The following is a 23,867-nucleotide window of genomic DNA, read 5'->3' as shown; positions in this document are numbered from 1 at the left end:
ACGTCACTGCGTGCCGGCGTGCCGGAGCCCGCCGATTCCGAGATCCGGTGCCGTGTCGTCGTCGGCGGGATCGTCCTCGGCGGGATCGTCCTCGTCCGCGGCTGCGGGGGACGGATCCGGTCCCGGCGGCACGTCGTCGAGGAAGTCGACCGTGGGCACGAAGAACAGCCCTCCGGTGCGGGCGGTGGAGAAGTCGAGGATGCGGTCGGTGTTGCCGGGCGGGTCGCCGAGGAACATGTTGCGCAGCATCTGCTCGATCACTCCCGGGTCCGCCGCGTAGCCGATGAAGTAGGTGCCGAACTCGGCGCTGCCGAGCTCGCCGAACGGCATGTTGCTGCGCAGGATCTGCCGCTGCGTGCCGTCCGCGTCGACGATCGTGTTGAGGTGCACGTGCGAGTTCACGGGTTTGACAGCGTCGGGCATCTCGATGTCCTCGAGCTTGCTGCGGCCGATCACGCGCTCCTGCTCGTGCACGGGAAGTTCGCCCCAGGTGGAGAGATCGTGCGTGTACTTCTGCACGATGACGTAGCTGCCGCCGGCGAAGTCCGGATCCTCGTCGCCGATGGTCACGGCCGCCGTCGCCGCGGACCCTTCCGGGTTCTCCGTGCCGTCGACGAAACCGAGCAGGTCGCGCTCGTCGAAGTACTTGAATCCGTGCGTCTCGTCGACGACCTCGGCATGCCCGCGGAGCCGGTCGACGACCTGACGGCACAGTTCGAAGCACACGTCCATGTGGTGCGCGCGCACGTGCAGGAGCAGATCGCCCGGCGTGGACGGAGCGTCGTGCCGCGGCCTGTGCAGCGCCTCGAACGGGTGCAGCCCCTTCGGCCGGGGCGCGCCGAACAGCCGGTCCCACAGCTGGGCGCCGATTCCCAGCACGCTGATCAGGTGATCGGACGGGGTGCGGAACGACACCGACCGGGTGATCCCGGACAGGTCGGCGAGCACCTCGCGGACGACCTCCTCGCTGCCCTCGGACACCGTGAGCACGAGGAACATCGCGGCGCGCGCGGGCGGCGCGACGACCTGCTGTGTGACCACCGGATCCGTCCCCTCCGCGCGCAAGCGCCCGCACCGCCAGCCTGTCACGGGGCGGCGTGGGCCTCAAGGGTCGCACGCGTTCAACGGGGTACTGGCAGTCACTGTTTTGGGCGACACCGTCGGGCATAGCGTGATCCTCATGACCACTCTCACCCTGAACAACGGCGTCGTGATGCCGGCTCTCGGCTTCGGCGTCTTCCAGACCCCGCCCGCGGAGACCGAGGAAGCCGTCGCCGCAGCCCTGGAGACCGGGTACCGGCTGATCGACACGGCCGCCGCGTATGCGAACGAGCGTGGCGTCGGCGACGCGATCCGCGAGTCCGGGCTCGCCCGCGATGAGGTCTTCATCGAGACGAAGGTGTGGATCAGCGACTACGGCTACGACCAGACCCTGCACGCGTTCGACAAGAGCGCCCGCAAGCTCGGCGTCGACCAGATCGACCTGCTCCTGCTGCACCAGGCCCTGCCCGGCGAGTTCGACAAGACCCTCGCGGCATATCGTGCGCTCGAGCAGCTGTGCCGCGACGGCAAGGTGCGCGCGATCGGGATCAGCAACTTCATGCCTACGCACCTGGACGCCCTCCTCGCCGACACAGAGATCGTCCCGGCCGTGAACCAGGTCGAGGTGCACCCGTTCTTCACCCAGCCCGACGTGCAGGCGGCGGACGCGGCGCACGGGATCATCACCCAGGCGTGGTCCCCGATCGGGGGCATCACGTCCTACCGGGGAGAAGGCGCGACGAGCACGTTCCAGGATCCGGCCATCCTGGAGGTCGCCGGGAAGTACGGGAAGAGCGCGGCGCAGGTGATGCTGCGCTGGCACCTGCAGGAGGGTCGCTCCGCGATCCCCAAGTCGGTCAAGCCCGCTCGCATCGCTGAGAACTTCGACGTGTTCGACTTCGCACTCACCGACGACGAACTGCGCCGCCTCGACGCCCTGGATCGGGGTGTGCGCGGTGGCCCGGAGCCGGAGGCGATCACACTCGAAGCGTTCGGCCGCGACATCCCCGAAGAGTGAACGCCAAGACCGAGCCCACCGCCTGACCGAGGAGAGACCGCAGATCATGATCCGGACCACCGCCACCCCGATCGCCGTGATCACCGGAGCGTCGTCCGGCATCGGTGCCGGCACAACACTGCGGTGAACGCGATGTACAGCCAGGCCGAGGTCACCGCAGACGACATCGCGGAGGTGATCGCGTTCGCGGTGACCCGTCCCCGTCATCTCGCGATCAACGAGATCCTGCTCCGTCCGGCCGGGCAGGCCTGAGCCGGGCACCCACGACCGGAGGATCGCTGAGATGGCCGTGATCGACGACGTGCGAGCACTGGGCACGGAGCTTGAGCGCTCCTACCCCGTGTACGTGCGCGGCCGGTTGAAGTTCCGCGTCGGTCAGATCGTGTACGTCGCGTTCTCCCTCGACGAGCGCGTGATGGGGTTCGGTTACCCGAAGGAGGAACGCGCGGCGCTGGTCGGGGGCGATCCGCACAAGTTCCAGATGCCCTCGGAGTCGGATCTGCGTTTCCACTGGGTGCACGCGGATCTCGCGGCGCTCGAACCCGCCGAAGCCCGCGAGCTCGTCGTCGACGCCTGGCGCATGGTCGTGCCGCAGAAGCTCTCCCGCGCGTACGATCTCGCGCATCCGGGAGGACCTGGCTGACGGGTCGTCGGATCCAGTCAGGGTCTGACGGATCCGATGCGTGGTGGGCTCCCAGCCCACTAATCGAGGTGTTCGGGACGGACGCCGAGACCGACAAAGCGGCCCGTGAGGTGCGCCAGCCGCGGGTGATCGCGCAGCATTCGCAGTGGCAAGGGCAGGGGTGTGCCGGGATCCGAGGTCCTCAGAAGCGGGCCCTGCAACGCGCGCTGCACGGCCTGCGTTACGCGCACCGGCCAGTCGCGGCGTCGCTGCACGCGCCGGAGGTCCGCCGGGCGCGGATCCCGATCGCGCAGAACAGGGGCAAGGATCCGCGCGGTGGCGACGGCGTCCTGGATCGCAAGGTTGATGCCGACTCCGCCGGCCGGTGACATCGCGTGCGCCGCGTCGCCGATGCACAGGAGTCCATCGATGTACCAGCGATGGAGGCGCTCGAGGCGCACGCGCAGCAGGTGCACGTCGTCGAGCTCGAGGAGGTCGCGTGCGGCAGAGCCGAGGCGTGGGGCGATGCGTTCGATGCGCCGCTTCATCCGCTCCAGGTCATCGACCGAGCCCGTCCAGCTGCCTGCAGGGATGACGTGCGCGACCTGGAAGAAGTCCTCACGATCGATGGTGATGATCATCCCTTCGCCCGCCTGCACGAACGGATGCGTTTCTCCGGCGTGTTTCGGCAGCCGGAACCAGAGCACGTCCATGGCCGCGGCGACGCCCGACGGCGTCAGCCCGGCAGCGGCTCGCACCGCCGAATCCCGCCCGGAAGCGTCGACGACGAGCCGGGCTCGGAGGTCGACCGCCCCGTCCGGCCCCGTCGCTGTGACCCCGACGACGCGTCCGCCCTCGCGCACGATGTCATCGACCCGGGTCGATCGCAGCAGCTGAAACCCCGGATGGAGGCCGGCGGCCTCGGCGAGAAGGTCGAGGAAGTCCCACTGCGGCATGAAGGTCATCACCGTGCGCCGGGTGGACAGGCGGCGGAAGTCGGCGAGCGTGAGCGCGGCACCGTGCCAACTGAGGGTGACGCGCGGCAGGTCGGCGTGCGGGATGTCGAGGAACTCGTCGAGGAGGCCGAGTTCGCCCAGCAGCTCCTGGGTCGAGGGGTGGATGGTGTCGCCGCGGAAGTCGCGGAGGAAGTCCGCGTGCTTCTCGACGGTGGCGACGGTGAAGCCCTGACGCGCGAGAAGCAGCCCGAGCATGAGTCCCGCCGGCCCGCCACCGACGATCGCGACATCGGTGTCGATTCGCTTGTTCATGTGGCGAGTCTGCGCCAGGTGGTGCGAGGATCTCGAGGGTGGTCAATAAAAGACGCGGCCGCCCCACGGGCGATTCGGATGTTCGTCAACGTCTGCTGGATGCCGCTCAGCAGCACTTCGCTCGCGGTGATCTTGTCTCGGTGTCGTCGCGCGCGTTGGCCGCAGAGGTCGGCGTGAGCCACACCCTGGTCAATTATCATTTCGGCTCACGGGATGCGCTCGTCGCGGCCGCGGGCAGCCTCAGGGCAGCCCCGCACGATGTGATCGCGATGTCGCGCCACGACGACGGAAGCATCGATCTCACACGGCTCGCCCACGGCATCCTCGCGGTCTGGGAGCATCCCGTGCATGGGCAGCGGCTCGCGACTCTCGCCCGGCAACTCACCTCGGGGGGCGGATCGGGCGCGTCGATCGCAGCGTACCTGCAGCACGCGGTCTTCCAGCCGCTCGTGGATGAGATCGGCCGCGATCACGCCCGGCGACTCGCCGCGGCGATCGTCGGCTTCATCTTCGGCCGCTATGTGCTCGAACTCCCCGTCTTCGCGTCACTGACACGCGAAGAGGCGGGCGCGCTGCTGCTGAGCATGCTGCGCTGACGGTCGATCAGTGGAAGTCGCCGCCGCCCTGGAAGTCGCTCGCCATGTCCATGAACCGGGAGAAGTGCCCCTGGAACGCGACCTGGATCGTCGCGGTCGGACCGTTGCGGTGCTTGGCGACGATCAGGTCGGCCTCGCCGGGACGCACGTCCTTGTCGTAGACCGATTCGCGGTGCAGCAGGATCACCATGTCGGCGTCCTGCTCGATCGAGCCCGACTCGCGGAGGTCGCTGATGGCGGGCTTCTTGTCCTGCCGCTGCTCGGGGCCACGGTTCAGCTGCGAGAGCGCGATCACGGGCACCTGCAGCTCCTTCGCGAGCAGCTTGAGCGCACGGGAGAACTCCGAGACCTCCTGCTGACGTGACTCGACGCGCTTGCCGCTCGTCATCAGCTGCAGGTAGTCGATGATCACCATTTTCAGCCCGACGCGCTGCTTGAGCCGACGGCACTTGGCCCGGATCTCGACGAGCGTCATGTTCGGGCTGTCGTCGATGTACAGCGGAGCGTCGTTGATGCGCCCTCGGGTCGAGGCGACCGTAGTCCAGTCGCGCTGATCGAGCGTGCCCTTGCGCAGGTTCTGCAGCGGCACGGCACCCTCGGCGCTGAGCAGGCGCATCGCGATCTCGCTCTTGCCCATCTCGAGCGAGAAGAAGATCGACGGCTGGTTGTGGCCGATCGATGCCGCGCGAGCGAAGTCAAGTGCCAGCGTGGAGTTGTGGGTCGGAATCATCGACGAACCGGCGAGGTACAGGTGATCCGCATTGTCGACCTGGACGCATCGCACCGGCACGCTCTCGATCCGGCGCACCGCCTTCACATAGCGGCGGCCGATGCGCACGGTGTTCGCCGGCCGCTCCTGGGCGTGCAGGATCCGCTTGCGCTCGAGGCGGAACACCTCATCGACCGTCGAAAAGTTCAGGATGTAGCACGTGGACGAGGCCTCGGTGCGCCCGTGGACGCGCTTCGTCGTGCGCCCGCACTTGTATCCGAGGCTGACGATCAACTCATACACGCTGTCGGCCAGGCGCTTGTCGGTGACAGCGAACTGGCAGGATCCGACTCCGCGAACCACTGTGCCGTCGGTATCCATCAGCCCGGCCAGCAGTGCGCGTCGCTGGGGCTCAGAGGCACGCAGGTACCGAGACGGGACGTGCTTGTTGCCCAGCACCCCGACCTTGCGCAGCAGCGCGGCGAAGCTGCCGTGGTCACGGTGGCAGTCCATGCAGCGCTGTGCTTCGCCGGAGTAGGCCGCACCGCAATCCGGGCAGGACATGCGCTCCGGGTGGGCGCCCTTGTTCTTCGGGCCGCAGGTGCGCCCGCAGGTACGCACGTTCGGGTGCCGCGCGACGAACTCGGCGCCGCACACGTCGCAGTTGCGCAGAAGCACTGGCCGCTCAGCCAGCTTCAGCGAATACAGCATCCTGCCGCGCGCCTCGGTGGGAACGCCTGCAGCCCCGATCAGCGCGGGGATCTCGTCGGTCTCACTGGTGATCCGTGCGGATGCACTGTGGCCGTCACCCAGCCAGGCACCCAGCGCGTACGGAGGGATCGGCAGATCGACATCGGCGGCGCGCAGCGGCGCGGAGTTCGGAACCGAGTGGTTCGCCCGTCCTTCCGCACCCACGGTGAGCGTCTCAAGAAGCTGCTCGGTCGTGACGACAGCGGTCCCGCCGTGCGAACGCCGCGACGCCCGCGTCTCGGTGACCCACTGGTGCTGAGCGTCGGCCACGATCGTGGAACCGTCGGAGAACTCGACCTCATAGCAGGGCCGGTCGAGCATGACCTCAGTCACGGCCACCACGCTCGTCGGGTGCCCGTCCGCTCCGTACAGGTAGTCGCCGACCTGCACATCGCCCATGGTCGTCCACCCTGTCGGCGTGGCGAGAGGCGTGTCGAGTGCGAGCGCCTTGCCCATAGCGGGCCTCGCCGCCACGACGATCATCTGACCGCCGTGCAGGCCGTTGGTCAGCTCGTCGAGCTCGCGGAACCCGGTCGGCACGCCGGTCATCGAACCGTCGCGGCCGCTCGCGGCCTCCATCTCCTCGACGGCGGCGTCGACGGCGACCGTGAGCGGCACGTAGTCCTCTGCCGTCTCGGTGCCGGTGACGGAGTAGATCTCGGCCTGGGCGCTGTTGACCAGATCGGTGGCGTCGCCCTGGCCGTCGTAACCCATCTGCACGATGCGGGTGCCTGCGTCGACGAGCTTGCGCAGGATCGCCCGCTCCGCGACGATCCCGGCGTAGAAGCCGGCGTTGGCCGCGGTCGGCACGATCGAGGTGAGCGAGTGCAGGTAGTCGGCGCCGCCCGCGCGCGACAGGTTGCCGGTCTTGATGAGCTCGTCCGTCACGGCGATGACGTCGGTCGGCTCGCCGTGCGAGTACAGGGAGAGCACGGCGTCGAAGATGAGCTCGTGCTTGGGGATGTAGAAGTCGGATCCGCGCAGCGACTCGATGACGTCGGCGACCGCGTCCTTCGACAGCAGCATGCCGCCTAGGGTGCTCTGCTCGGCCATGAGGTCGTGCGGCGGGGTCCGCTCGGGGCGGCGCTCCGCACCGAGTCGTTCTTCGGCGATGTCCGCGATCGACACTCGCGCCCCCTTCTGCTCCTCGTCGGCTGTCCGCAGCCCGACCGTTCCGGGTGGTGCGAGACGTCACTCACTCATGCACACAGCTCACCACGAGCCACCGACATTGAGGATGCTGGTCCACCGTAGAAGCGCCGCTCTCCGCATGCAAGACACCCTGTGGATAACTCTGTGGAGAGTCTGCGGGAAACGCGGGAGTGTCTGTGCAGAACGCCTGGGGATAACCATGGTGATGGTGCCGCCGAGCAACTTTGTATTTGCCTGGGATCAGGGATTCTCTGGATCCACAGGCTGTGGATGGGAATCGCTTAAACCTCCCATTGAAGGTTGGCGGCCGAAGTATGTGGATGTGTACAACCGCGACACGGACCCCATGAAGACGCGTGATTGTCAAGTAGGAATCGCCTCGGGCGCGCCGCCCGGAATATCGGCGGGTCAGACTACTGGACGGCGGATCGTGACAGAGGTACAGTCACGCGTAGCGGTGTCGTGACCGAGACGACGCCGTGCTCTGGGGGAGGTGAACGTGGGCGCGACCTCTGTTGTCGGCGGGCGACTCCGCGTCGGCCTTCTCACGGGCGCCGGCCTGGCTCTGGGATGGGCGGCGCTCTCCGTGTTCCTCGGCTCGTCGCCCGCCCACGCGGCCGACTCGCCGGGCCTGCTCGGCGGGCTCGGCGGGCTCGGCGATACCGTGACAGGGGCGACCTCCGCGGTGGTGACCACGGTCTCCGACCTCGTGCTCCCCGCCGCGGCACCGGCCGACCCCGCGGCCACTCCCGCGAGCGATCCCGTGCAGAGTGTCGTGGCCGCCGTGACTTCCCCCCTTCCCGATCTTGCCACCACCGTCTCGAATGCGGTGCAGACGTCGGTGACCGCCGCGGTCGACCACGTGGACGCGATCCCGGTCGTCGGACCGCCTGTCGCCGCCGCGACCTCCCACACGGTGAACGGCGTGACCGGCACCATCGGCGACGCGGTCGCCCCGGTGACTGCGATCCTCGGATCCGCGCCGGCCGCCGCGATCACCACCCCCGTCTCCCAGACCATCAGCGGGATCCCCGTCGTCGGCGACCTGCTCGGACGCCTGGGGATCGAACCGCTACTGGGCCACGTGAGCGGCACCGTCGACGGCGCTCTCGGATCCGTGGGCGCAGTCCTGACGGGCGCCGTGCCCCCTGGCACCGGCATCATCCCCGGTCCGGGATCCCCCGGAATCCCCGGGATCCCGGGAATCCCCCTCTTCCCCGCACCCGGCGGGAACTCCGCCGCCGCAGCGGACCTGCTCCCGCCCGCGGTGATTCCGGGCAATCCTGCTGCGGCGCGCTCGCCCTGGTCCGTCCCTGTGGGCTCTGTCGTGAACTCCGCGCGCGCGTCGGCCGCCCCTACCTCGCACCCCGCAGACGCACCGCCCGCGAATCCGTCGCGAGGGCCGGATACGACTGCCGTACCGCCTGGCTCCGCGGGCGGCTCTTCGTCCTCCGCAGGCCAAGGCGACGGCTCATCGTCCCCTGCCGCTGTGAGCGTCGACGATGCCGCCGGGAACACGCGCGGTACCGCACACGCCTCGGGCACTGATGACGCCCTCCCCTCTTCGCCGGTGTACGACACCGACGTCGCTCCCGACTGAGTCGATCCGGGCTGTCCTCCGCGACAGCAGATGACGCGCGTTCCGCGCACCCATTCCGATCCGACTCGATGTCAGGAGCTTCATCATGCGAACATTCGTGAAGCATGCCCTCTGGGGCACGCTCATCGCCGGGGGGATCACCCTCCTCGGCGCAACGGCCGCCAACGCGGCCGACACCACAACCGGCGGGGACGGTCTCTTCTCCGGCACCCAGGCGGTCACTCCGATCTCCGCCCCTCTCACGATCGTGGGCAACGCGATCTCGGTCCTCGGGCAGTCCACCGTCACGGCTCCGGCACCCGCGCCGGCGCCCGCGCCGGCACCGGCTCCCAGCGCGATCACGTCCGGACAGGACGGCGCCGGATCCGGGACTCAGGCGGTCGTCTCCGTGAACCTTCCGGTCACGGTGACGGGCAACGCCGTCGGAGTGCTCGGCGACGCCAGCACCACGACCACACCCGCAGCCGCGCCGGCAGCAGCGCCCGCGCCGGTGCCGGTCGTCAGCACCAGTGGCGCCGACGGTGTGTTGTCCGGCACGCAGGCGCTGCTCAGCATCAACGCGCCGGTCACGGTCACGGGCAACGCCGTCTCCGTGCTCGGCCACAGCAGCGTCGCCAACCCACCCGCCGCGACCACCGCGCCTGCCGCGGCTCCCGGATCCGGGGGTGCCACGACCAGCGGTGCCGACGCGATCCTCGGCGGTACGCAGATCGTCGCGCCGCTCAGCACGCCGATCACGGCCGGGGGCAATGCGATCTCCGTCCTCGGCACCAGCACCGTCACCGGCGGTAACGGGACGGGCGCACCCGGCGCCCCGGGAGCCCCGAGCGATCCGCTCGGCCCGGTCACCTCGGGACTGGGCTCGCTGCTCGGCGGAACCCAGATCGCGCTGCCGATATCCGTGCCGATCACCATCGGCGGCAACGCGATCGCCGTGCTCGGCACCAGCACCGTGACGAATCCGGGCACCCCGGGAACGCCGGGCACCCCGGGCACCCCGGGCACCCCGGGAACGCCGGGAACGCCGGGAACGCCCGGCACTCCGGGAACCCCGGGAACGCCCGGCACCCCCGGAACCCCGGGAGCCCCCGGAGGTCACGGCGCCGCGTTCGTCCCGGCGTCGAACCTGATGTCCGCACAGAGCGGCCCGGGTCTCGCCCAGACAGGCGGGGCGTCACCGGCACCGCTGATCCTGGCGGCGTTGCTGCTTCTGATGATGGGAGGCGGCATCCTCACCCGGCGCGTGTTCACCCGCTGAGCGGATCGGCGGTGCGACAGCCCACGATTGCCGGTTGTCGCGCCGCCGGGCTCCGCCCGCGGGCTGGTCAGCTCCGGATCACGCGGTAGCGGTTCTCCGGCCGCCCCACCGCGCCGTAGCGCGGGGTGACCTCCGCCCGCCCGATGGTGGCGAGATGGTCGAGATAGCGGCGCGCGCTCACTCGCGACATTCCGAGGGCGTCGGCGATCTCGGCCGAAGACATGTCTTCGTCTGCGCCGTCGAGGAACTCGGCGACCCGCCGCAGGCTCGAGGCCGAGAGGTTCTTCGGCGCGGCCGCGGCCTCATCGAATCCGCCGCCCAGCATCAGATCGACCGCGCGCTGATCCAGATCCTCGTCCCCCGCCGTCACGCTGAGAGCCCGCTGCACCTCGTTCAGCCGACGGTGCAGATCAGCCTTCGTGAAGGGCTTGACCAGGTAGTGCCGCACGCCCAGCACGCGCGCACGGCGCACCGTCTCGAGATCTCGGGCGGCGGTCACCGCGATCACCTCGACATCGGTGCGCGTGGTCCGCAGCCGGCGCAGCAGCTCCAGGCCGTTCAGGTCGGGGAGATAGACGTCGAGCAGCAGCAGATCGGGGCGATGGTGCTCGATCTCCCTGAGGCCCGCCGATGCGGTGTGCGCGACGGCGATCACCTCGAAACCAGGATGGTCGTCGACCAGCGTCGCGTTGAGCGCGGCGAGCATCCGATCGTCCTCGACGATGACGACCCGTGCGGGGTTCATCACGGAGTTCGCCCCTCGAACGACCACGGCACGTCCACCACGAAGCGCGCGCCTCCGGACGCAGAGGCTTCCGCGATCGCCGTGCCGCCCAGCCGCTGCGCCACGCGCTTGACGATCGTGAGCCCGATCCCGCGCCTCTCCTTGCGCGGCACGGATCCCTTGTCCGAGACGTCGATCTCGAAGACCGCGTCGCGCAGGTGCGCCGGGACCCCTGGGCCGTCATCGTCGACACTCACGGTGATCCGGTCCGGCGTGACGTCGTCCCTGATCCGCAGCACCACGCGCCCGCCCCGGGATTCGAGGGCCTCGATCGCATTGTCGAGCAGGTTCCCGATGATCGTCAGCAGGTCGTCGTCCTGCTCGACCTCACGCAGATGCGACTCGGGATCCACGACCAGGTCGATCCCGAGCTCCTGCGCCCGGGCGGACTTGGCCAGCACGAGCGCCGAGACCTCGATGTCGTCAATGCCGTGCAGGAGCTGCCCCGTCGGAAGGGACCCGCCTCCGCCGACGCGATGGATGAAGGAGAGCGCCGCATCCGTCTGGTCCGTCTCGAGCAGTCCGCTGAGCACCTGCAGCGTGTTGGAGAACTCGTGGGACTGCGCCCTCAGGTCATCGGCGAGACTGCGTGCGCCGCTCAGGTCGCGCAGCGTCTCCTCGAGCTCGGTCCGGTCGCGGAGCATCGCGATGTGGCCGACGTCGCGATCCTTCACCCGCGCCGCGGCGCCGTGCACCACCAGCACGCGCTCGCCCGAGAGCACGGGGGTCTCCGCGGTCTCCCCGGAGAGCAGGAACTGCGCGAGCTCCTCATCGAGCACGTCCGCCGCGTCCTTCCCGAGGATCTCGTCCGACTGCACGCCGAGAAGCCGGGCCGCCGCGTCGTTGACCACGACGAGACGCCCGTCTGCGTCCACGGCGATGAACCCCTCCTGGATGCCGTGCAGCATCGCCTCCCGAGTGTCCAGCATCGTGCGGATCTCCTCCGACTCGAGGCCGTAGATGCGCCGGCGCAGCAGCCAGCCGATCCAGACCGAGCCGACCACGCCGATCACGGCGGCGGCGATCGGCGCGATGATCAGGCCGGGGAGATCGTCGACGAACTGGGCTTGGAGATCCGTCTCGAAGATCCCGACCGAGACGATCCCGATCACCCGCTCGTCCGGTCCGTAGATGGGGACCTTCACCCGCCAGGACTCGCCCAGCGTGCCCGTCTGGGTCTCGATCTGCACCTTTCCGGAGAGCGCGACGGAGGGATCCGTCGAGACCTTCTCGCCGATGCGATCCGGATTCGGATGCGAGTAGCGGATGCCGTGGTCATCGGTCACGACGACGTAGCTGAGGCCGGCGGACTTCCGCACGGCCTCAGAGATCGGCTGTATCTGATCCTCGGGATCCTCCGCGAGCAGGGCCTCGACCACGGTCGGCAGGCCGGCGACCGACTGGGCGATGGCGACCATGCGATCCCGGTAGGCGTCCCGGTTCGCCTGGGCGGCGAGGAAGGCCGCGACCGCACCCGTCCCCGCGACGATGACCAGCACGATCGCGATCTGCAGCACCAGCAGCTGCGAGCTCAACGACATCGATCGACGCACGTGACCAGTGTCCCACGGCGCGAAGCGGCGCCCTCCGAAGACCAGAGCCTCCGTGAGGGCGCCGCTCGTGCGCTGCGTGATGCTCACCTCAGCTCGCTCTGCGTACCCGCCGCCTCCCGCTCCCGCGCCTTGTCGGCGGCCGGCTCCGGCACCTCGATCGTGGGCGTGAGCGTCGTGGGCAGCGCTCCCACCTCGACCAGCACGTCGCGCTTCGACGGGCGGTGGCGCAGGACAAACGTGAGGATGAAGACCAGGGCGAGCGTGCCGTAGATGGCCCAGGTGAACGGCGTCGAGATCAGCGTCCCAGCGTCGCCGCCCGCGATGTCCAGCGCGCGCCGGAACTGCACCTCGGCGATCGGACCGAGGATCGCCCCGACGATGAGCGGCGAGACCGGGTATCCGAACCTCCGCATGATGTATCCGAGCACTCCCAGCACGAGGAGCAGCCCCACATCGAACGTGGAACCGCCGGCGGCGAGGGCCCCCAGCACCGCGAAGGTCGCGATGCCGGCGAACATGTACGGCTTCGGGATCTTCAGCAGCTTGACCCACAGTCCCACAAGAGGGAGGTTGAGCAGGAGGAGGATCGCGTTGGCGACGACGAGGCTCGCGATGAGGCTCCACACCAGGGGTCCGTTGGTCTCCAGCAGCTGCGGACCGGTCTGGATGCCGTACTGCTGGAACGCGACGAGGATCACCGCGGCGGTCGCGGAGGTCGGGATGCCGAGCGTGAGCAGCGGAACCATGGTGCCGGCCGCGTTGGCGTTGTTCGCCGCCTCCGGCCCCGCCACGCCCTCGATGGCGCCGTGGCCGAACTCTTGCGGACGCCGGGACAGCTTGCGCTCCAGCGTGTACGACAGGAACGTGGGGATCTCGGATCCTCCGGCAGGGATGACGCCCAGGGGGAAGCCGATGGCCGTGCCGCGCAGCCAGGGCTTCCACGAGCGCCGCCAGTCCTCGCGGTTCATCCAGCGCCCCGCGAACGGCATGACCTTGAAGATCAGCGACGACTGGTGCGCGACGACGTAGAAGAGCTCGCCGATCGCGAAGAGCGCCACGATCAGCACGACGGTGTCGATGCCGTCGAGCAGCGGAAGTAGACCGAAGGTGAGCCGCTGCTGCCCGCTCTGGAAGTCGATGCCGACGAGCGAGATCGCCAGGCCCACCGCCATCGAGATGAGCCCGCGCAGCGGCGAGCTGCCAACCAGCGCGCTCACGGTGAGGAAGGCGACCACCATGAGGGCGAGATAGTCCTGCGGGCCGAGCTGCACCGCGATATCGACCATCCATGGCGCGAAGAAAGCCACCAGCATCGTCGCGATCGTGCCCGCGACGAATGATCCGATCGCGGCGGTCGCGAGGGCCGTCGCCCCCCTTCCCATGCGCGCCATCCTGTTGCCGTCGATCGCCGTGATGACCGATCCCGATTCGCCGGGGGTCTTCAGCAGGATCGCGGTCGTCGAACCGCCGTACATCGCTCCGTAGTAGATGCCGGCGAACATGATGAACGCCGCCGACGGGTCGACGGAGTAGGTGAGCGGGAGCAGCAGGGCGATCGTGAGGGCGGGGCCGATCCCCGGCAGCACGCCCACGAGCGTCCCGACGATCGTGCCGATCAGCGCGAACACCAGGTTCTGCGGCTGGAACGCCAGCTCGAACCCGTGCATGAGTCCTTCGAGGCCGGGCATCAGATCATCCCTTCCAGGATGCCCGCAGGCAGATCGATCGAGAGCAGCTTCGTGAACGAGAAGAAGATCACGCACGCGGTCGCCAGAGCGATCACGAGGGCGGACAGATACCGGCGGGATCCCATCGCAACGGAGATCAGGAAGAACATCACGGTGGTCGCGGGGATGAAGCCGAGCGACTCCACCGTGAACAGGAAGAACAGCAGGCCCGCGGCCGCGATGCCGAGCGCGATCCAGTGCGTGCGGGTGACGTCGACGTCACCCTCGGCCTGTTCCGGCTCACCGCGCCGACCTCTCGCGAGCTGGACGGCCAGCAGCACCGCGAGGACGAGCAGGAGGCTCCCCACGACGATCGGCATGAAGCCGGCGCCGATCCCGGAGGCGGAGGTCGACTGGCGCTGACCGAGACCGTCGAGGAGGACGACCCCGCCCAGCACGAACACCGCCGCGGCGACGGCCCACTCGCCGAGTCCCCTCGTCGATGTCGGCCGGGCTGCTTCCCCGAGGTCCTCAGGGTGCGGGTCCTCGTACGTGGCGGTTCCCTGATGCGAAGAGACGTCGCTCATCGGATGCTCCTTCATGCGGCTGATACGGCGCGGGCACGACGTCTCGCGGAGGAGGGCGATCCCCTCCTCCGCGAGCGTCGAGTGCTACTTCGCGAGACCGAGGTCCTTGAGGACGCTCTGCACCCGGGTGTTCTCGGTCTTCAGCCAGCCGGCGAACTCGTCACCGGCGATGTAGTTGTCGAGCCACTCGTTCTTCGTCAGCTCGGCCTTCCACGCGTCGCCGGCGTGCATCTTCTCCATCGCGGCGAGGTACTGGGTCCGCAGCTTGGCGTCGATCCCTCCCGGCGCCATGATCGAGCGCCAGTTGGCGAACTCGAGCTTCGGATCGATCTCCCCCGCCGCCTGGGCGAAGGTGAGGGAGCCGTCGTTCTTCAGCGACGACACGAGCAGTCCGGTCAACTCACCGCTCTCGATCTGCGCCGCGAACTCGCCCGTCCCGGCGATGCCCGCCTGCACCTTGCCGCCGAGCAGCGCCGTGGTGGCCTCGCCGCCGCCGGAGTACGGCACGTAGTTGACGTCGGAGGGCTTCACGCCGTAGTGCTGCGCGAGCAGGCCGATGAAGAGGTGGTCGGCGGATCCCGCGGATCCGCCCGCGATCGCGACGGACTTCGGGTTCTTCTTGATCGCCGCGAAGAGGTCATCGGCGTTCGCGAACGGCGAGCCCTTGGGCACGACGATCGCCTCGTACTCGCCCACGAGACGCGCGATCGGGGTGAGGTCGTCGAGGGACACCGAGGTGCCGTTCGTGACGACGCCGCTCATCATGGCCAGCCCGGACATGATCATCAGGTCCTTCTGAGCCTTCTTGGGCGCGACCTGGGCGAGTGCGACGGTGCCGGAAGCGCCGGGCACGTTGTTGACCGTCACGGTCTTGGCCAGCTCGTCCGTCTGCAGCGCGCCCTGGGTCGCGCGTGCGGTCTGGTCCCATCCGCTGCCCGGCGCGGCCGGCGCGATCAGCTCGAGGCGGGTGAGCGGCGCGAACGCGGTGGCGCCGGAATCGGCGGCGGCGGTCTTGTCGGTCTTCGGGGAGCTGCACGCCGTCAGAGCGAGGAGCAGAACCGTCCCCACCGCCGCGGCCCTGGCGAATGTCGAGATCTTCACGGACGATGCCTTTCACTGTCACCGGCGCCCTCGCCGGTGTGCGGAACCGGCGACAATGCCGGACCCGATGAATGTATTGAGGCGCCGGCGGAGAATCCGGTTCTGGTCATTAAGAAAAGCCGCGACCTCACGACGACTCCCCGCGAAGCGGATCCCGGACATGCGAAAGGGGCCGCCTCCCGAAGGAGACGGCCCCAGACAGGAGGTGCGCGCCTTACTTGGCGGCGACGACCTGCAGCGTGATCACGGCGGTCACGTCGTCGTGCAGACGAACCGTGGCCTCGTGGTCGCCGACGTTCTTGATCGGCGAGGTGATGTGCACCTTGCGCTTGTCGATCGCGCCGACGCCTGCAGCCTCGACGGCGGCGGCGACATCAGCGGTCTTGACCGAGCCGAACAGACGGCCCTCGGCGCCGGCCTTGACGGCCAGGCGGACCTTGGCCGACTCGATGGCGTTCTTCAGCGCCACCGCGTCGTCGCGGTCGTGGATGGCACGGGCCTGACGAGCGGAACGGATCTGCTCGACCTGCTTCTCGCCACCGCGCGACCACACGACGGCGAAACCCTGCGGGACGAGGTAGTTGCGGGCGTACCCGTTCTTGACCTCGACCACGTCACCGGCGCTACCGAGCCCGGCGACCTCATTCGTGAGAATCAGCTTTGCCATGTCGGTACCCCTTAGCGGCCAGCGCCGGCGTAGGGCAGGAGCGCCATTTCACGCGCGTTCTTGATCGCCTTGGCGATCAGACGCTGCTCCTGCACCGAGACACCGGTGATACGACGGGCGCGGATCTTTCCACGCTCCGAGATGAACTTGCGGAGGGTCGCGACGTCCTTGTAGTCGATGACACCCACGCGGATGGACTTCGCGGGAGCGGCGTTCTTCGCGCCCTTCCGCGGCTTGCGGCGGTCGCCGCTCGACTTTCCAGCCATGAGTTTTCCTTACGAGAAATTGTGTTCGGATCCGAGGATCCGGAATCTTGTGTGCGTTCGGCTCAGAACGGAGTGTCGTCGCCGAAGCTGCCGGGAGTGCTCCACGCATCGGCGCTCGATGAACCGGACGACCCGGGGGTCGACCACGGCTCTTCCGAGACCTGCTGCTGCGGACGTCCGCCGCCCTGGCCACCCTGGCCGCCCTGGAAGCTCCCGCCGCCGCCGGTCGAGGCGGCGCGGGTGACCTGAGCGGTCGCGTAGCGGAGCGAGGGGCCGATCTCGTCGACCTCCAGCTCGATCGCGGTGCGGTTCTGGCCCTCGCGGTCCTGGTAGGAGCGCTGACGCAGGCGGCCGGTCGCGATGACCCGCATGCCCTTCGTCAGCGAACCCGCCACGTGCTCGGCGAACTCACGCCACACGGACGCGCGGAGGAACAGCGCATCGCCGTCCTTCCACTCGTTCGCCTGGCGGTCGAAGGTGCGCGGCGTCGAAGCGATGGTGAAGTTCGCCACCGGCAGCCCGTTCTGCGTGTAGCGCAGCTCGGGGTCGGCGGTGAGGTTTCCCACCACGGTGATGACGGTCTCGCCGGCCATGATCCTTAGACCTTCGCGGCCTTGGGCTTGCGAGCGGCCTTCTCCTCGGCCCGCTTGGCCTCGGCGGCGACCATCGCCTGCGCCTCTTCGGCACGCAGAACCTTGGTGCGGAACACGAGCTCCGACAGGTTCAACTGACGATCGAGTTCGTTCGTGGCGTCGCTGGTCGCGGTGAAGTTCACGACGGCGTAGATGCCCTCGGTCTTCTTGTTGATCTCGTAGGCGAAACGGCGCTTGCCCCAGATGTCGACCTTGTCAATCGAGCCACCATCAGCGGTGATGACCTTCAGGAACTTGTCGAGGTTGGGGGCAACCTGGCGCTCGTCCAGCTCGGGGGTCAGAATGACCATGAGCTCGTACTGGTGCGTCACTTACCCACCTCCTTCGGACTAGAACGGCTTCCGGGACTTTCCCGGAAGCAGGAGGGTGTTGTGCACGTGTCCGGGCACAGATGTACCCAGACAACCTGAACAGCTTAGCGGATCCGCCTGCGTGCCGCGAACCGCGCGACCCTGCGCCGGGAGGATCCGGATCACGCGCAGGCGGTGACCGTCGCCGTGGGCGCCTGGATCCAGAAGTCGGATTCGACCTGACCGGGAGAGCTCGCCGTCGGCTTCGGGTCGACCATCGGCGGGAGGTTGAAGGTGTATCGAACCGTCACGGGCTGCGCGGTCGCGGCCGTGAACGAGGCGGTGCGGGTCTTGTCGCCGCCCCATTGCAGATCGGTGCTGTACCCGCTGGTCGGGACGCCGGTCTGACCCACGATCTCCCGCGCGAGCGGAACCGTGGTCGCACCTTGCAGGATATCCGCGTCGAGCCATTGCCCGTAGAGCGTGCCGTCCGTGCCGTACGCGGTCTGCGAGACGATGCGCGCGCTGAGCTCGTAGGTCGCGCCCGCGGTCGGCGTGAACGTGTAGAGCGCCACGACCGTGGTCTGCGATGTGCCGCCGTCGGAGGAGGACACGAAGCCGTCCTTCGTGGAGTCCCCCACCCACGCGCTCTGCGCGGCGCGGTTGGGTGCGTTCAGGTCGACGGAGGCGTCTGCAGGCGTCCAGCCCGTATTGCCGCGGTCCCAGGTGGACAGCGTTCCGGCCGTGAGGCTCCACGACAGGCGCGCGGTCGGTGCGACCACGCCGACCGTGCACGTCGCGCCGAGTGCAGTGGACGCCGCAGCCATCGGTGCCGCCGCGGCGGCAGCGATGACCGGCACCGACCACGCGGCCGACATCACGACCGTGCGACGGCTGAGGCCCCTCGCCACCCCGGGTTCTCCGGCTCGTTCCCGTCCTGCAGAAATGGACTCTTCATCGAACGACATGTTCTTGGGCATGCGCGTCTTCCTTCCCCTGTGAATGCCGCGGCGTCTACCCCCATAGGCGCACGGCGGCCGGGTCGCGTTCGGGTAACGCGAGGCTCCGGCTGACAAATTGAATCAGACCCTGGGACCGGTCACAGATGTATTCATGTGGATGTGACAACGATCAGTACTGACCTGGCGCACCACGCTGTCACCCCTCGACAATGCGGCGGTGCGGGGTAGCCTGACGCCATGCGCTGGGAAGACGACGTCGAGGTCGGCAGCTGGATCCGGGAGCGGCTGGATCCGCAGTTCGGCCCGAGCATGCACAGCGTGGTTCCGCGCGGGTTCGACGCGTACGCGCGGATCTTCCACCCGGCGTCGGTGCGCAGCGTCCCCGGTGGGGTCGTACCCACGAACGATGAGCTGGGCGCGCTGTCGGACGACGACTACGACCGCGTCGTCGCGTCGTTCCGGGACGAGGACATCAACTGGGCCGGCACGGCCGCCGCCTTCGGCACCGTGCTGCACCCGCTCGCGCAGTGGAATCGGATCGTGCGCACCCCGGAGGGCGAGGACTGGCGTCGCCGGCACTCCCCCGATGGGCGGGAGTTCAGCGCGCCGATCGAGGGCGATCTTCCGCACGGGATCCTGGCGCACGTCGCCGAGCACCTGGTCGCGCACACCAGGACGCCCGACGACGGATACGCGGGCGTCTGGGCGGGCTGGGGCGGGCTGCTGGGCGGCTACGGCTCGCCGAGCCACGTGTTCCTGACCGCCGCCGGCGACCCGGGCGAAGCGCACGCCGCCATGCTCGCCGAGAGCATCCACGACCCGTTCAACAACCCGTACCAGAAGGCGCTGTGGCACGACGGGATCCTGCCCCGCGAGATCTCGGAGGGGGCCCACCTCGAGCTCCCGCAGCGCGAGCACGTGCTGTTCGCGGCACCGCCGCGCGCGTTCGCGGATCCGGACTGGGTGGCGTTCGTCCCCTGGCGGGACCCTTCGACAGGCTCAGGGACCGCGCTCGGAGAACGCGGACTCCCGCCGATCGCGCAGCATCCGAGCCTGATCTGGCCGTCCGATCGGGCATGGATCCTGGTGAGCGAGATCGACTTCGACTCGACGATCGTCGCCGGATCCGCCGCCCTCATCGCCGCGCTCTGCGCCGAGGAGTGCATCGAGGCGCTGCCGATCCCCGAAGAGGCCGCCCTGCACTGGGACGCCGACCGCGTCAACCGCTGAACCTCCGCCACGGAGGCTGGCGGATCTGCGGCACCGGGCTAGCGTGGAGGCGTGACCGTCCCCATCCCGCAGCCCGCGGCCGCGTATCCGTTCGATTCCCGGCCACTGACGGATCCGGTCGATCGTGCGGCGCTGGCCGCGTACGTGCGGCAGGCGAAGGCGAGCGGGAACAGCGGCGGGCAGGCGTCCGCCGCCCGCGGCGTCGCCTTCGTCGTGATCGCGTTCGGCGTCTTCGCCGCGGTGTTCGCCGTGGTCGTGTCCACCTCCCTCCGCGGGTTCGCCACCCTCCTGTTCACGGTGCTGCCGGTGCTGGTGGTCGTCGGTGTCCTCGTCGGGGTCGTGGTGTGGTTCCGGCGCGCGCGCACCCGGGAGTACCGCCTGGCCACCTTCGCGAGCACCAACGGGATGACCTATCTCGCGGGGCTCGACGATCCGCAACTGCCGGGCATGATCTTCGACCAGGGTCACAGCCGCAAGGCACGCGACCTCGTCCGCGGCGCCACGCCCCGCTTCGTCGAGTTCGCGAACTTCCAGTACACGACCGGGTCCGGCAAGAACGCGCAGACGCACACCTGGGGCTACATCGCGATCCGGCTCGACGTGCCGCTGCCGAACATCGTGCTCGACTCGCTCGCCAACAACTCCGTCTTCGGATCCAACCTGCCCGAGCGCTACGAGAAGCACCAGCGGCTCGCGCTCGAGGGCGACTTCGACCGCTCCTTCGCGCTGTACTGCCCCACCGGTTATGAGCGCGACGCGCTGTACCTGTTCACGCCCGACATCATGGCCCGGTTCATGGACAACGCGGCGACCTTCGACGTCGAGATCGTGGACGACTGGTTGCTCCTGTACGCACAGCGGCAGGAGGTGTCGACCCTGGATCCGGCGACCTGGGCCCGCATGTTCGCCACGGTGAGCGCCGTGATCGACAAGCTCGCGCAGTGGGGTCGCTGGCGCGACGAGCGCCTCCGTGCGGCGCCGGGCGGCTTGACCGGCACGACGCCGGCGGGCGCAGGATCCGCTGCCGCGCCGATGGCCTTCGCGGGAGACGTGGCCGCCCCGACGCCCGGGGCCCCCGGGCAGACGCCGTGGTCCCCGCCGCCGGGTGTCGCAGCGCCCGGAAGACGGCTGAAGCGCACGTCGTCGTGGGTCGGCCTGGTGTTCTTCCTGATCTTCGCCGGCTTCTGGCTCATCCCGAAGTTCTTCGGGCACTGAGCGGAGCTCTCGGGCACTGAGCGCAACGACCGAGGGGTGGACCCGGATCCGGATCCACCCCTCTGTCGTACGTGAAGGCTCACGCCCGGCGGCGCACCGCCTGCCAGAGCGCGCGGCGCTCGGCCTGCTCCACCGGATCCGGCACCGGAAGGGCTGCGAGCAGCTCCCGGGTGTACGGGTTCTTCGGGTCGTTCAGCACCTGCGCCGTCGTGCCCTGCTCCTGGATCGTGCCGCGCTGCAGCACGATGATCCGGTCCGAGACGGCGTCGATCACCGCGAGGTCGTGGCTGATGAACAGCGACGCGAACCCGAGCTCCGACTGCAGCTGCACGAACAGCTCGAGCACCTTGGCCTGCACCGAGACGTCGAGCGCGCTGGTCGGCTCGTCGGCGATGAGCAGCTTCGGATCCAGCGCCAGGGCACGCGCGAGCGACGCGCGCTGACGCTGACCGCCGGACAGCTCATGCGGATAGCGGTCGCCGAAGTTCGTCGGCAGCCGCACGGCGTCGAGCAGCTCGTCCACCCGCGCGCGGGCCGCGGCGACGCTCGACGCCTTCCCGTGCACGATCAGCGGCTCGGCGATGCACTCCGCGATCGACAGCAGCGGGTTGAAGCTGGTCGCGGGGTCCTGGAACACGAATCCGATGTCGGGGCGCAGCGGCGCCAGCTGGCGCTGCTTCACACCGTTCATCTCCTGGCCGAGCACCCGCAGGGACCCGCCGACGACCGTGGTCAGGCCGACGACGGCGCGGCCGATCGTGGTCTTGCCGGATCCGGATTCGCCCACCAGCCCGACGACCTCGCCGGGGCCGACGTGGAAGTCGACGCCCTTGACGGCGATCACGCCGCCGCGTCCGAACCGGCCGGGGTAGCCGATCTCGCACGCCCGCGCCACGATGAGGCTGCCCTCCGGGGCCATGTCCGCAGCGGCGAGCGTTTCGTCTCGCTGCGCTCGCTGAACGACCGGGACGGTCGGCTCCAGCGCAGACTTGCCCTGGCCGACGTGCGGCACCGCCGCGAGCAGCTCCCGGGTGTACTCCTCGCGCGGATTGGCGAACAGCTCGTGCACCGGTGCCTGCTCGACGATGTCTCCCTGCAGCATCACCACGACCCGGTCGGCGAGATCGGCCACGACGCCCATGTTGTGCGTGATCAGCACGATCGTCGCGCCGAACTCGTCGCGGCAGGCGCGCAGCAGCTCGAGGATCTCGGCCTGCACGGTCACGTCGAGCGCGGTGGTCGGCTCGTCCGCGATGATCAGCCCGGCGTTCAGCACCAGCGCCATCGCGATCACGATGCGCTGCTTCTGCCCGCCGGAGAACTGGTGCGGGAAGTCGTCGACGCGGGTGTCCGGATCCGGGATCCCGACCTTGCGCAGGATCTCGATCGCGCGCGCCTTCGCCTCCCGCTTGGACAGCTTGCCGCCGCCGTGGTGGGCGCGCAGGCCCTCGGCGATCTGCCAGCCGACGGTGTAGACGGGGTTCAGCGCCGTGGACGGCTCCTGGAACACCATCGCCGCGTCCCGGCCGCGCATCGCGCGCAGCTTGGCCGGCGTCGCGTGCACGACGTCGGTCTCGCCGCCCTCGCGGCCGCGCACGATCACCGCGCCCGACATGGTCGCGGTCTCGGGCAGCAGGCCGAGCAGTGCGTTGGCGGTGACGGTCTTGCCGGATCCGGATTCACCCACGATCGCCAGAACCTCGCCCGCGTGCGCCTGGATGTCGATGCCCTTGACCGCGTCGACGGGATCGCCGTCGGTCGCGAACCGCACGCGCAGCCCGCGGATGTCGGCGACATCGCGGCCCGGGGTCAGGTCAGCGGATTTCAGCGTGCCGGTCATGCCGCACCTCCCGCGCGACGGCGGGTGCGCAGTCGCGGATCGCTCAGGTCGTTCAGGCTCTCGCCGACGAGCGTGATGCCGAGCACCACGAGCACGATGGCAAGGCCGGGGAAGATCGAGGTCCACCAGATGCCGCTGGTGACGTCGGCTACCGAGCGGTTCAGGTCGTAGCCCCATTCGGCGGCCGAGGTGGCCTCGATGCCGAAGCCGAGGAAGCCGAGGCCGGCGAGCGTCAGCAGCGCCTCCGAGGCGTTCAGCGTGATCACCACCGGCAGGGACCGGGTGGAGTTGCGCAGCACGTGCCGCAACAGGATCCGTCCCGTCGGCACGCCGATCACCTTGGCCGACTCGACGAACGGCTCGGCCCGCACCCGCACCACCTCGGCGCGGACCACCCGGAGGTACTGCGGCACGAACACGACCGTGATCGACAGCGCGGTCGCCATGACGCCCGACCACAGGTTCGACTGGCCGTGGCTGATCACGATCGACATCACGATCGCGAGCAGCAGCGACGGGAACGCGTAGATCGCATCGGCGATCACGACGAGGATCCGATCCAGCCAGCCGCCGAAGTAGCCGGCGACCAGCCCGAGCGCGATGCCGATGAAGATCGAGCAGGCGATCGCGGCGATGATCACGAGCAGCGCGGTCTGAGAACCCCAGACCACGCGCGAGAGCACGTCGAACCCGCTCACGGTGGTGCCGAGCAGGTTCGTGGCGCTCGGGGGCTGCTGCGTGCCGAACTTGTGGCCGTCGGCGGTCGCCTGCTGCGCCCAGGAGTACGGCGCGATCAGCGGCGCCAGGATCGCGACCAGCACGAACAGGCCGGTGATGACGAGGCCGGTGATGAGCATGCCGCGCTGCAGCCCGACGCTCTGGCGCAGCTGCGAGATCACGGGCAGGCGCTCGGTCCAGCGGCGCTTGCGCGGAGCCTGGGCGGCGAGCGCCCGCGTCTCCGGTCCCTGCGCTTCGACAGCCTCAGCAACCGGGTTCTTGGCGCGGTCGATCACGGGGTCGGTGGAGTCCGGAGCCATC

The 23,867-nt window shown here is 69.2% G+C and carries 23 protein-coding genes; 8 read left to right on the top strand and 15 right to left on the bottom strand.

Annotated elements, in window-relative coordinates:
- Positions 1 to 3: 3 nt before the first annotated feature.
- Positions 4 to 1,041 (bottom strand): Dyp-type peroxidase, encoded by a 1,038-nt coding sequence (locus tag ABD882_RS16420; RefSeq protein ID WP_345188463.1) that lies wholly within the window; start codon positions 1,039 to 1,041, stop codon positions 4 to 6.
- Positions 1,042 to 1,180: 139 nt separating this feature from the next.
- Between ABD882_RS16420 and ABD882_RS16415 the strand changes: the two genes are divergently transcribed.
- The 3 genes from ABD882_RS16415 to ABD882_RS16405 all read left to right on the top strand — a co-directional run bounded on the left by ABD882_RS16415 (position 1,181) and on the right by ABD882_RS16405 (position 2,702).
- On the top strand, positions 1,181 to 2,059 hold the full coding sequence (locus ABD882_RS16415) for an aldo/keto reductase (RefSeq protein WP_345188462.1): 879 nt from the start codon (positions 1,181 to 1,183) through the stop codon (positions 2,057 to 2,059).
- Between the two features lie 123 nt (positions 2,060 to 2,182).
- On the top strand, positions 2,183 to 2,311 hold the full coding sequence (locus ABD882_RS16410) for a hypothetical protein (protein WP_345188460.1): 129 nt from the start codon (positions 2,183 to 2,185) through the stop codon (positions 2,309 to 2,311).
- 31 nt (positions 2,312 to 2,342) lie between these two features.
- Positions 2,343 to 2,702, top strand: coding sequence for an MmcQ/YjbR family DNA-binding protein (locus ABD882_RS16405; RefSeq protein ID WP_345188459.1), 360 nt, complete (start codon positions 2,343 to 2,345; stop codon positions 2,700 to 2,702).
- 59 nt (positions 2,703 to 2,761) lie between these two features.
- On the opposite strand, the gene ABD882_RS16400 is transcribed toward ABD882_RS16405, so the two are convergent.
- Positions 2,762 to 3,949, bottom strand: a complete 1,188-nt coding sequence (locus ABD882_RS16400; RefSeq protein ID WP_345188458.1) for an FAD-dependent oxidoreductase — start codon at positions 3,947 to 3,949, stop codon at positions 2,762 to 2,764.
- Positions 3,950 to 3,987: 38 nt separating this feature from the next.
- Here ABD882_RS16400 and ABD882_RS16395 point away from each other — a divergent pair, with 38 nt between their 5' ends.
- Positions 3,988 to 4,545, top strand: a complete 558-nt coding sequence (locus ABD882_RS16395; RefSeq protein ID WP_345188457.1) for a TetR/AcrR family transcriptional regulator — start codon at positions 3,988 to 3,990, stop codon at positions 4,543 to 4,545.
- Between the two features lie 7 nt (positions 4,546 to 4,552).
- Here ABD882_RS16395 and dnaB read toward each other — a convergent pair whose 3' ends face one another.
- Positions 4,553 to 7,132, bottom strand: a complete 2,580-nt coding sequence (dnaB, locus tag ABD882_RS16390; RefSeq protein WP_345188456.1) for a replicative DNA helicase — start codon at positions 7,130 to 7,132, stop codon at positions 4,553 to 4,555.
- A gap of 523 nt (positions 7,133 to 7,655) precedes the next feature.
- Between dnaB and ABD882_RS16385 the strand changes: the two genes are divergently transcribed.
- Positions 7,656 to 8,756: a hypothetical protein gene (locus ABD882_RS16385; RefSeq protein ID WP_345188454.1), complete on the top strand. Its 1,101-nt coding sequence runs from the start codon at positions 7,656 to 7,658 to the stop codon at positions 8,754 to 8,756.
- Between the two features lie 85 nt (positions 8,757 to 8,841).
- The gene (locus tag ABD882_RS16380; RefSeq protein WP_345188453.1) at positions 8,842 to 10,014 is read left to right on the top strand and encodes a hypothetical protein; all 1,173 of its coding nucleotides are present in this window, start codon (positions 8,842 to 8,844) and stop codon (positions 10,012 to 10,014) included.
- Between the two features lie 67 nt (positions 10,015 to 10,081).
- On the opposite strand, the gene ABD882_RS16375 is transcribed toward ABD882_RS16380, so the two are convergent.
- The 10 genes from ABD882_RS16375 to ABD882_RS16330 form a co-directional block, all read right to left on the bottom strand.
- Positions 10,082 to 10,759, bottom strand: coding sequence for a response regulator (locus ABD882_RS16375; protein ID WP_345188484.1), 678 nt, complete (start codon positions 10,757 to 10,759; stop codon positions 10,082 to 10,084).
- Positions 10,759 to 12,438 carry an ATP-binding protein gene (locus ABD882_RS16370; RefSeq protein ID WP_345188452.1) on the bottom strand — a complete coding sequence of 560 codons (1,680 nt, stop codon included), beginning with the start codon at positions 12,436 to 12,438 and terminating at the stop codon, positions 10,759 to 10,761. The genes ABD882_RS16375 and ABD882_RS16370 overlap by 1 nt, the downstream gene beginning before the upstream one ends.
- Positions 12,435 to 14,039, bottom strand: a complete 1,605-nt coding sequence (locus tag ABD882_RS16365) for a tripartite tricarboxylate transporter permease (protein ID WP_345188451.1) — start codon at positions 14,037 to 14,039, stop codon at positions 12,435 to 12,437. Before ABD882_RS16365 ends, ABD882_RS16370 begins: the two co-directional genes overlap by 4 nt.
- Positions 14,039 to 14,605: a tripartite tricarboxylate transporter TctB family protein gene (locus ABD882_RS16360; RefSeq protein ID WP_345188450.1), complete on the bottom strand. Its 567-nt coding sequence runs from the start codon at positions 14,603 to 14,605 to the stop codon at positions 14,039 to 14,041. Before ABD882_RS16360 ends, ABD882_RS16365 begins: the two co-directional genes overlap by 1 nt.
- 84 nt (positions 14,606 to 14,689) lie before the next feature.
- Positions 14,690 to 15,706 carry a Bug family tripartite tricarboxylate transporter substrate binding protein gene (locus ABD882_RS16355; protein ID WP_345188449.1) on the bottom strand — a complete coding sequence of 339 codons (1,017 nt, stop codon included), beginning with the start codon at positions 15,704 to 15,706 and terminating at the stop codon, positions 14,690 to 14,692.
- Positions 15,707 to 15,920: 214 nt separating this feature from the next.
- Positions 15,921 to 16,373: a 50S ribosomal protein L9 gene (gene rplI / locus ABD882_RS16350; protein ID WP_345188448.1), complete on the bottom strand. Its 453-nt coding sequence runs from the start codon at positions 16,371 to 16,373 to the stop codon at positions 15,921 to 15,923.
- An 11-nt stretch (positions 16,374 to 16,384) separates the two neighbouring features.
- Positions 16,385 to 16,639 (bottom strand): 30S ribosomal protein S18, encoded by a 255-nt coding sequence (gene rpsR / locus ABD882_RS16345; RefSeq protein ID WP_040168021.1) that lies wholly within the window; start codon positions 16,637 to 16,639, stop codon positions 16,385 to 16,387.
- Between the two features lie 62 nt (positions 16,640 to 16,701).
- Positions 16,702 to 17,232: a single-stranded DNA-binding protein gene (locus tag ABD882_RS16340; RefSeq protein WP_345188447.1), complete on the bottom strand. Its 531-nt coding sequence runs from the start codon at positions 17,230 to 17,232 to the stop codon at positions 16,702 to 16,704.
- A gap of 5 nt (positions 17,233 to 17,237) precedes the next feature.
- Positions 17,238 to 17,603, bottom strand: a complete 366-nt coding sequence (gene rpsF / locus ABD882_RS16335) for a 30S ribosomal protein S6 (protein WP_345188446.1) — start codon at positions 17,601 to 17,603, stop codon at positions 17,238 to 17,240.
- Positions 17,604 to 17,764: 161 nt separating this feature from the next.
- Positions 17,765 to 18,562, bottom strand: a complete 798-nt coding sequence (locus ABD882_RS16330) for a hypothetical protein (RefSeq protein WP_345188445.1) — start codon at positions 18,560 to 18,562, stop codon at positions 17,765 to 17,767.
- 219 nt (positions 18,563 to 18,781) lie between these two features.
- Between ABD882_RS16330 and ABD882_RS16325 the strand changes: the two genes are divergently transcribed.
- A complete protein-coding gene (locus tag ABD882_RS16325) occupies positions 18,782 to 19,774 on the top strand; it encodes a hypothetical protein (protein WP_345188444.1) in 993 nt (330 codons plus the stop codon).
- A gap of 51 nt (positions 19,775 to 19,825) precedes the next feature.
- Complete coding sequence (locus ABD882_RS16320) at positions 19,826 to 20,989, top strand: hypothetical protein (protein ID WP_345188443.1); 1,164 nt, start codon at positions 19,826 to 19,828, stop codon at positions 20,987 to 20,989.
- Between the two features lie 79 nt (positions 20,990 to 21,068).
- Here the strand turns inward: ABD882_RS16320 and ABD882_RS16315 are convergent, their stop codons facing one another.
- On the bottom strand, positions 21,069 to 22,829 hold the full coding sequence (locus tag ABD882_RS16315) for a dipeptide ABC transporter ATP-binding protein (RefSeq protein WP_345188442.1): 1,761 nt from the start codon (positions 22,827 to 22,829) through the stop codon (positions 21,069 to 21,071).
- A complete protein-coding gene (locus ABD882_RS16310; protein ID WP_345188441.1) occupies positions 22,826 to 23,866 on the bottom strand; it encodes an ABC transporter permease in 1,041 nt (346 codons plus the stop codon). Before ABD882_RS16310 ends, ABD882_RS16315 begins: the two co-directional genes overlap by 4 nt.
- Position 23,867: the final 1 nt, after the last annotated feature.

The sequence above is a fragment of the Microbacterium panaciterrae genome (genome assembly GCF_039541635.1).
Classification (GTDB): Bacteria; Actinomycetota; Actinomycetes; order Actinomycetales; family Microbacteriaceae; genus Microbacterium; species Microbacterium panaciterrae.
This window is presented reverse-complemented; position numbering and strand designations above follow the sequence as displayed.

Bases quoted from the DNA above. Each gene is read 5' to 3' on its own strand.
- ABD882_RS16415 (WP_345188462.1), top strand. From the start codon at position 1,181: ATGACCACTCTCACCCTGAACAACGGCGTCGTGATGCCGGCTCTCGGC.
- ABD882_RS16405 (WP_345188459.1), top strand. From the start codon at position 2,343: ATGGCCGTGATCGACGACGTGCGAGCACTGGGCACGGAGCTTGAGCGC.
- ABD882_RS16400 (WP_345188458.1), bottom strand. From the start codon at position 3,949: ATGAACAAGCGAATCGACACCGATGTCGCGATCGTCGGTGGCGGGCCG.
- ABD882_RS16380 (WP_345188453.1), top strand. From the start codon at position 8,842: ATGCGAACATTCGTGAAGCATGCCCTCTGGGGCACGCTCATCGCCGGG.
- ABD882_RS16375 (WP_345188484.1), bottom strand. From the start codon at position 10,759: ATGAACCCCGCACGGGTCGTCATCGTCGAGGACGATCGGATGCTCGCC.
- ABD882_RS16365 (WP_345188451.1), bottom strand. From the start codon at position 14,039: ATGCCCGGCCTCGAAGGACTCATGCACGGGTTCGAGCTGGCGTTCCAG.
- ABD882_RS16360 (WP_345188450.1), bottom strand. From the start codon at position 14,605: ATGAGCGACGTCTCTTCGCATCAGGGAACCGCCACGTACGAGGACCCG.
- rplI (WP_345188448.1), bottom strand. From the start codon at position 16,373: ATGGCAAAGCTGATTCTCACGAATGAGGTCGCCGGGCTCGGTAGCGCC.
- rpsR (WP_040168021.1), bottom strand. From the start codon at position 16,639: ATGGCTGGAAAGTCGAGCGGCGACCGCCGCAAGCCGCGGAAGGGCGCG.
- ABD882_RS16340 (WP_345188447.1), bottom strand. From the start codon at position 17,232: ATGGCCGGCGAGACCGTCATCACCGTGGTGGGAAACCTCACCGCCGAC.
- ABD882_RS16330 (WP_345188445.1), bottom strand. From the start codon at position 18,562: ATGCCCAAGAACATGTCGTTCGATGAAGAGTCCATTTCTGCAGGACGG.
- ABD882_RS16325 (WP_345188444.1), top strand. From the start codon at position 18,782: ATGCGCTGGGAAGACGACGTCGAGGTCGGCAGCTGGATCCGGGAGCGG.
- ABD882_RS16315 (WP_345188442.1), bottom strand. From the start codon at position 22,829: ATGACCGGCACGCTGAAATCCGCTGACCTGACCCCGGGCCGCGATGTC.
- ABD882_RS16310 (WP_345188441.1), bottom strand. From the start codon at position 23,866: ATGGCTCCGGACTCCACCGACCCCGTGATCGACCGCGCCAAGAACCCG.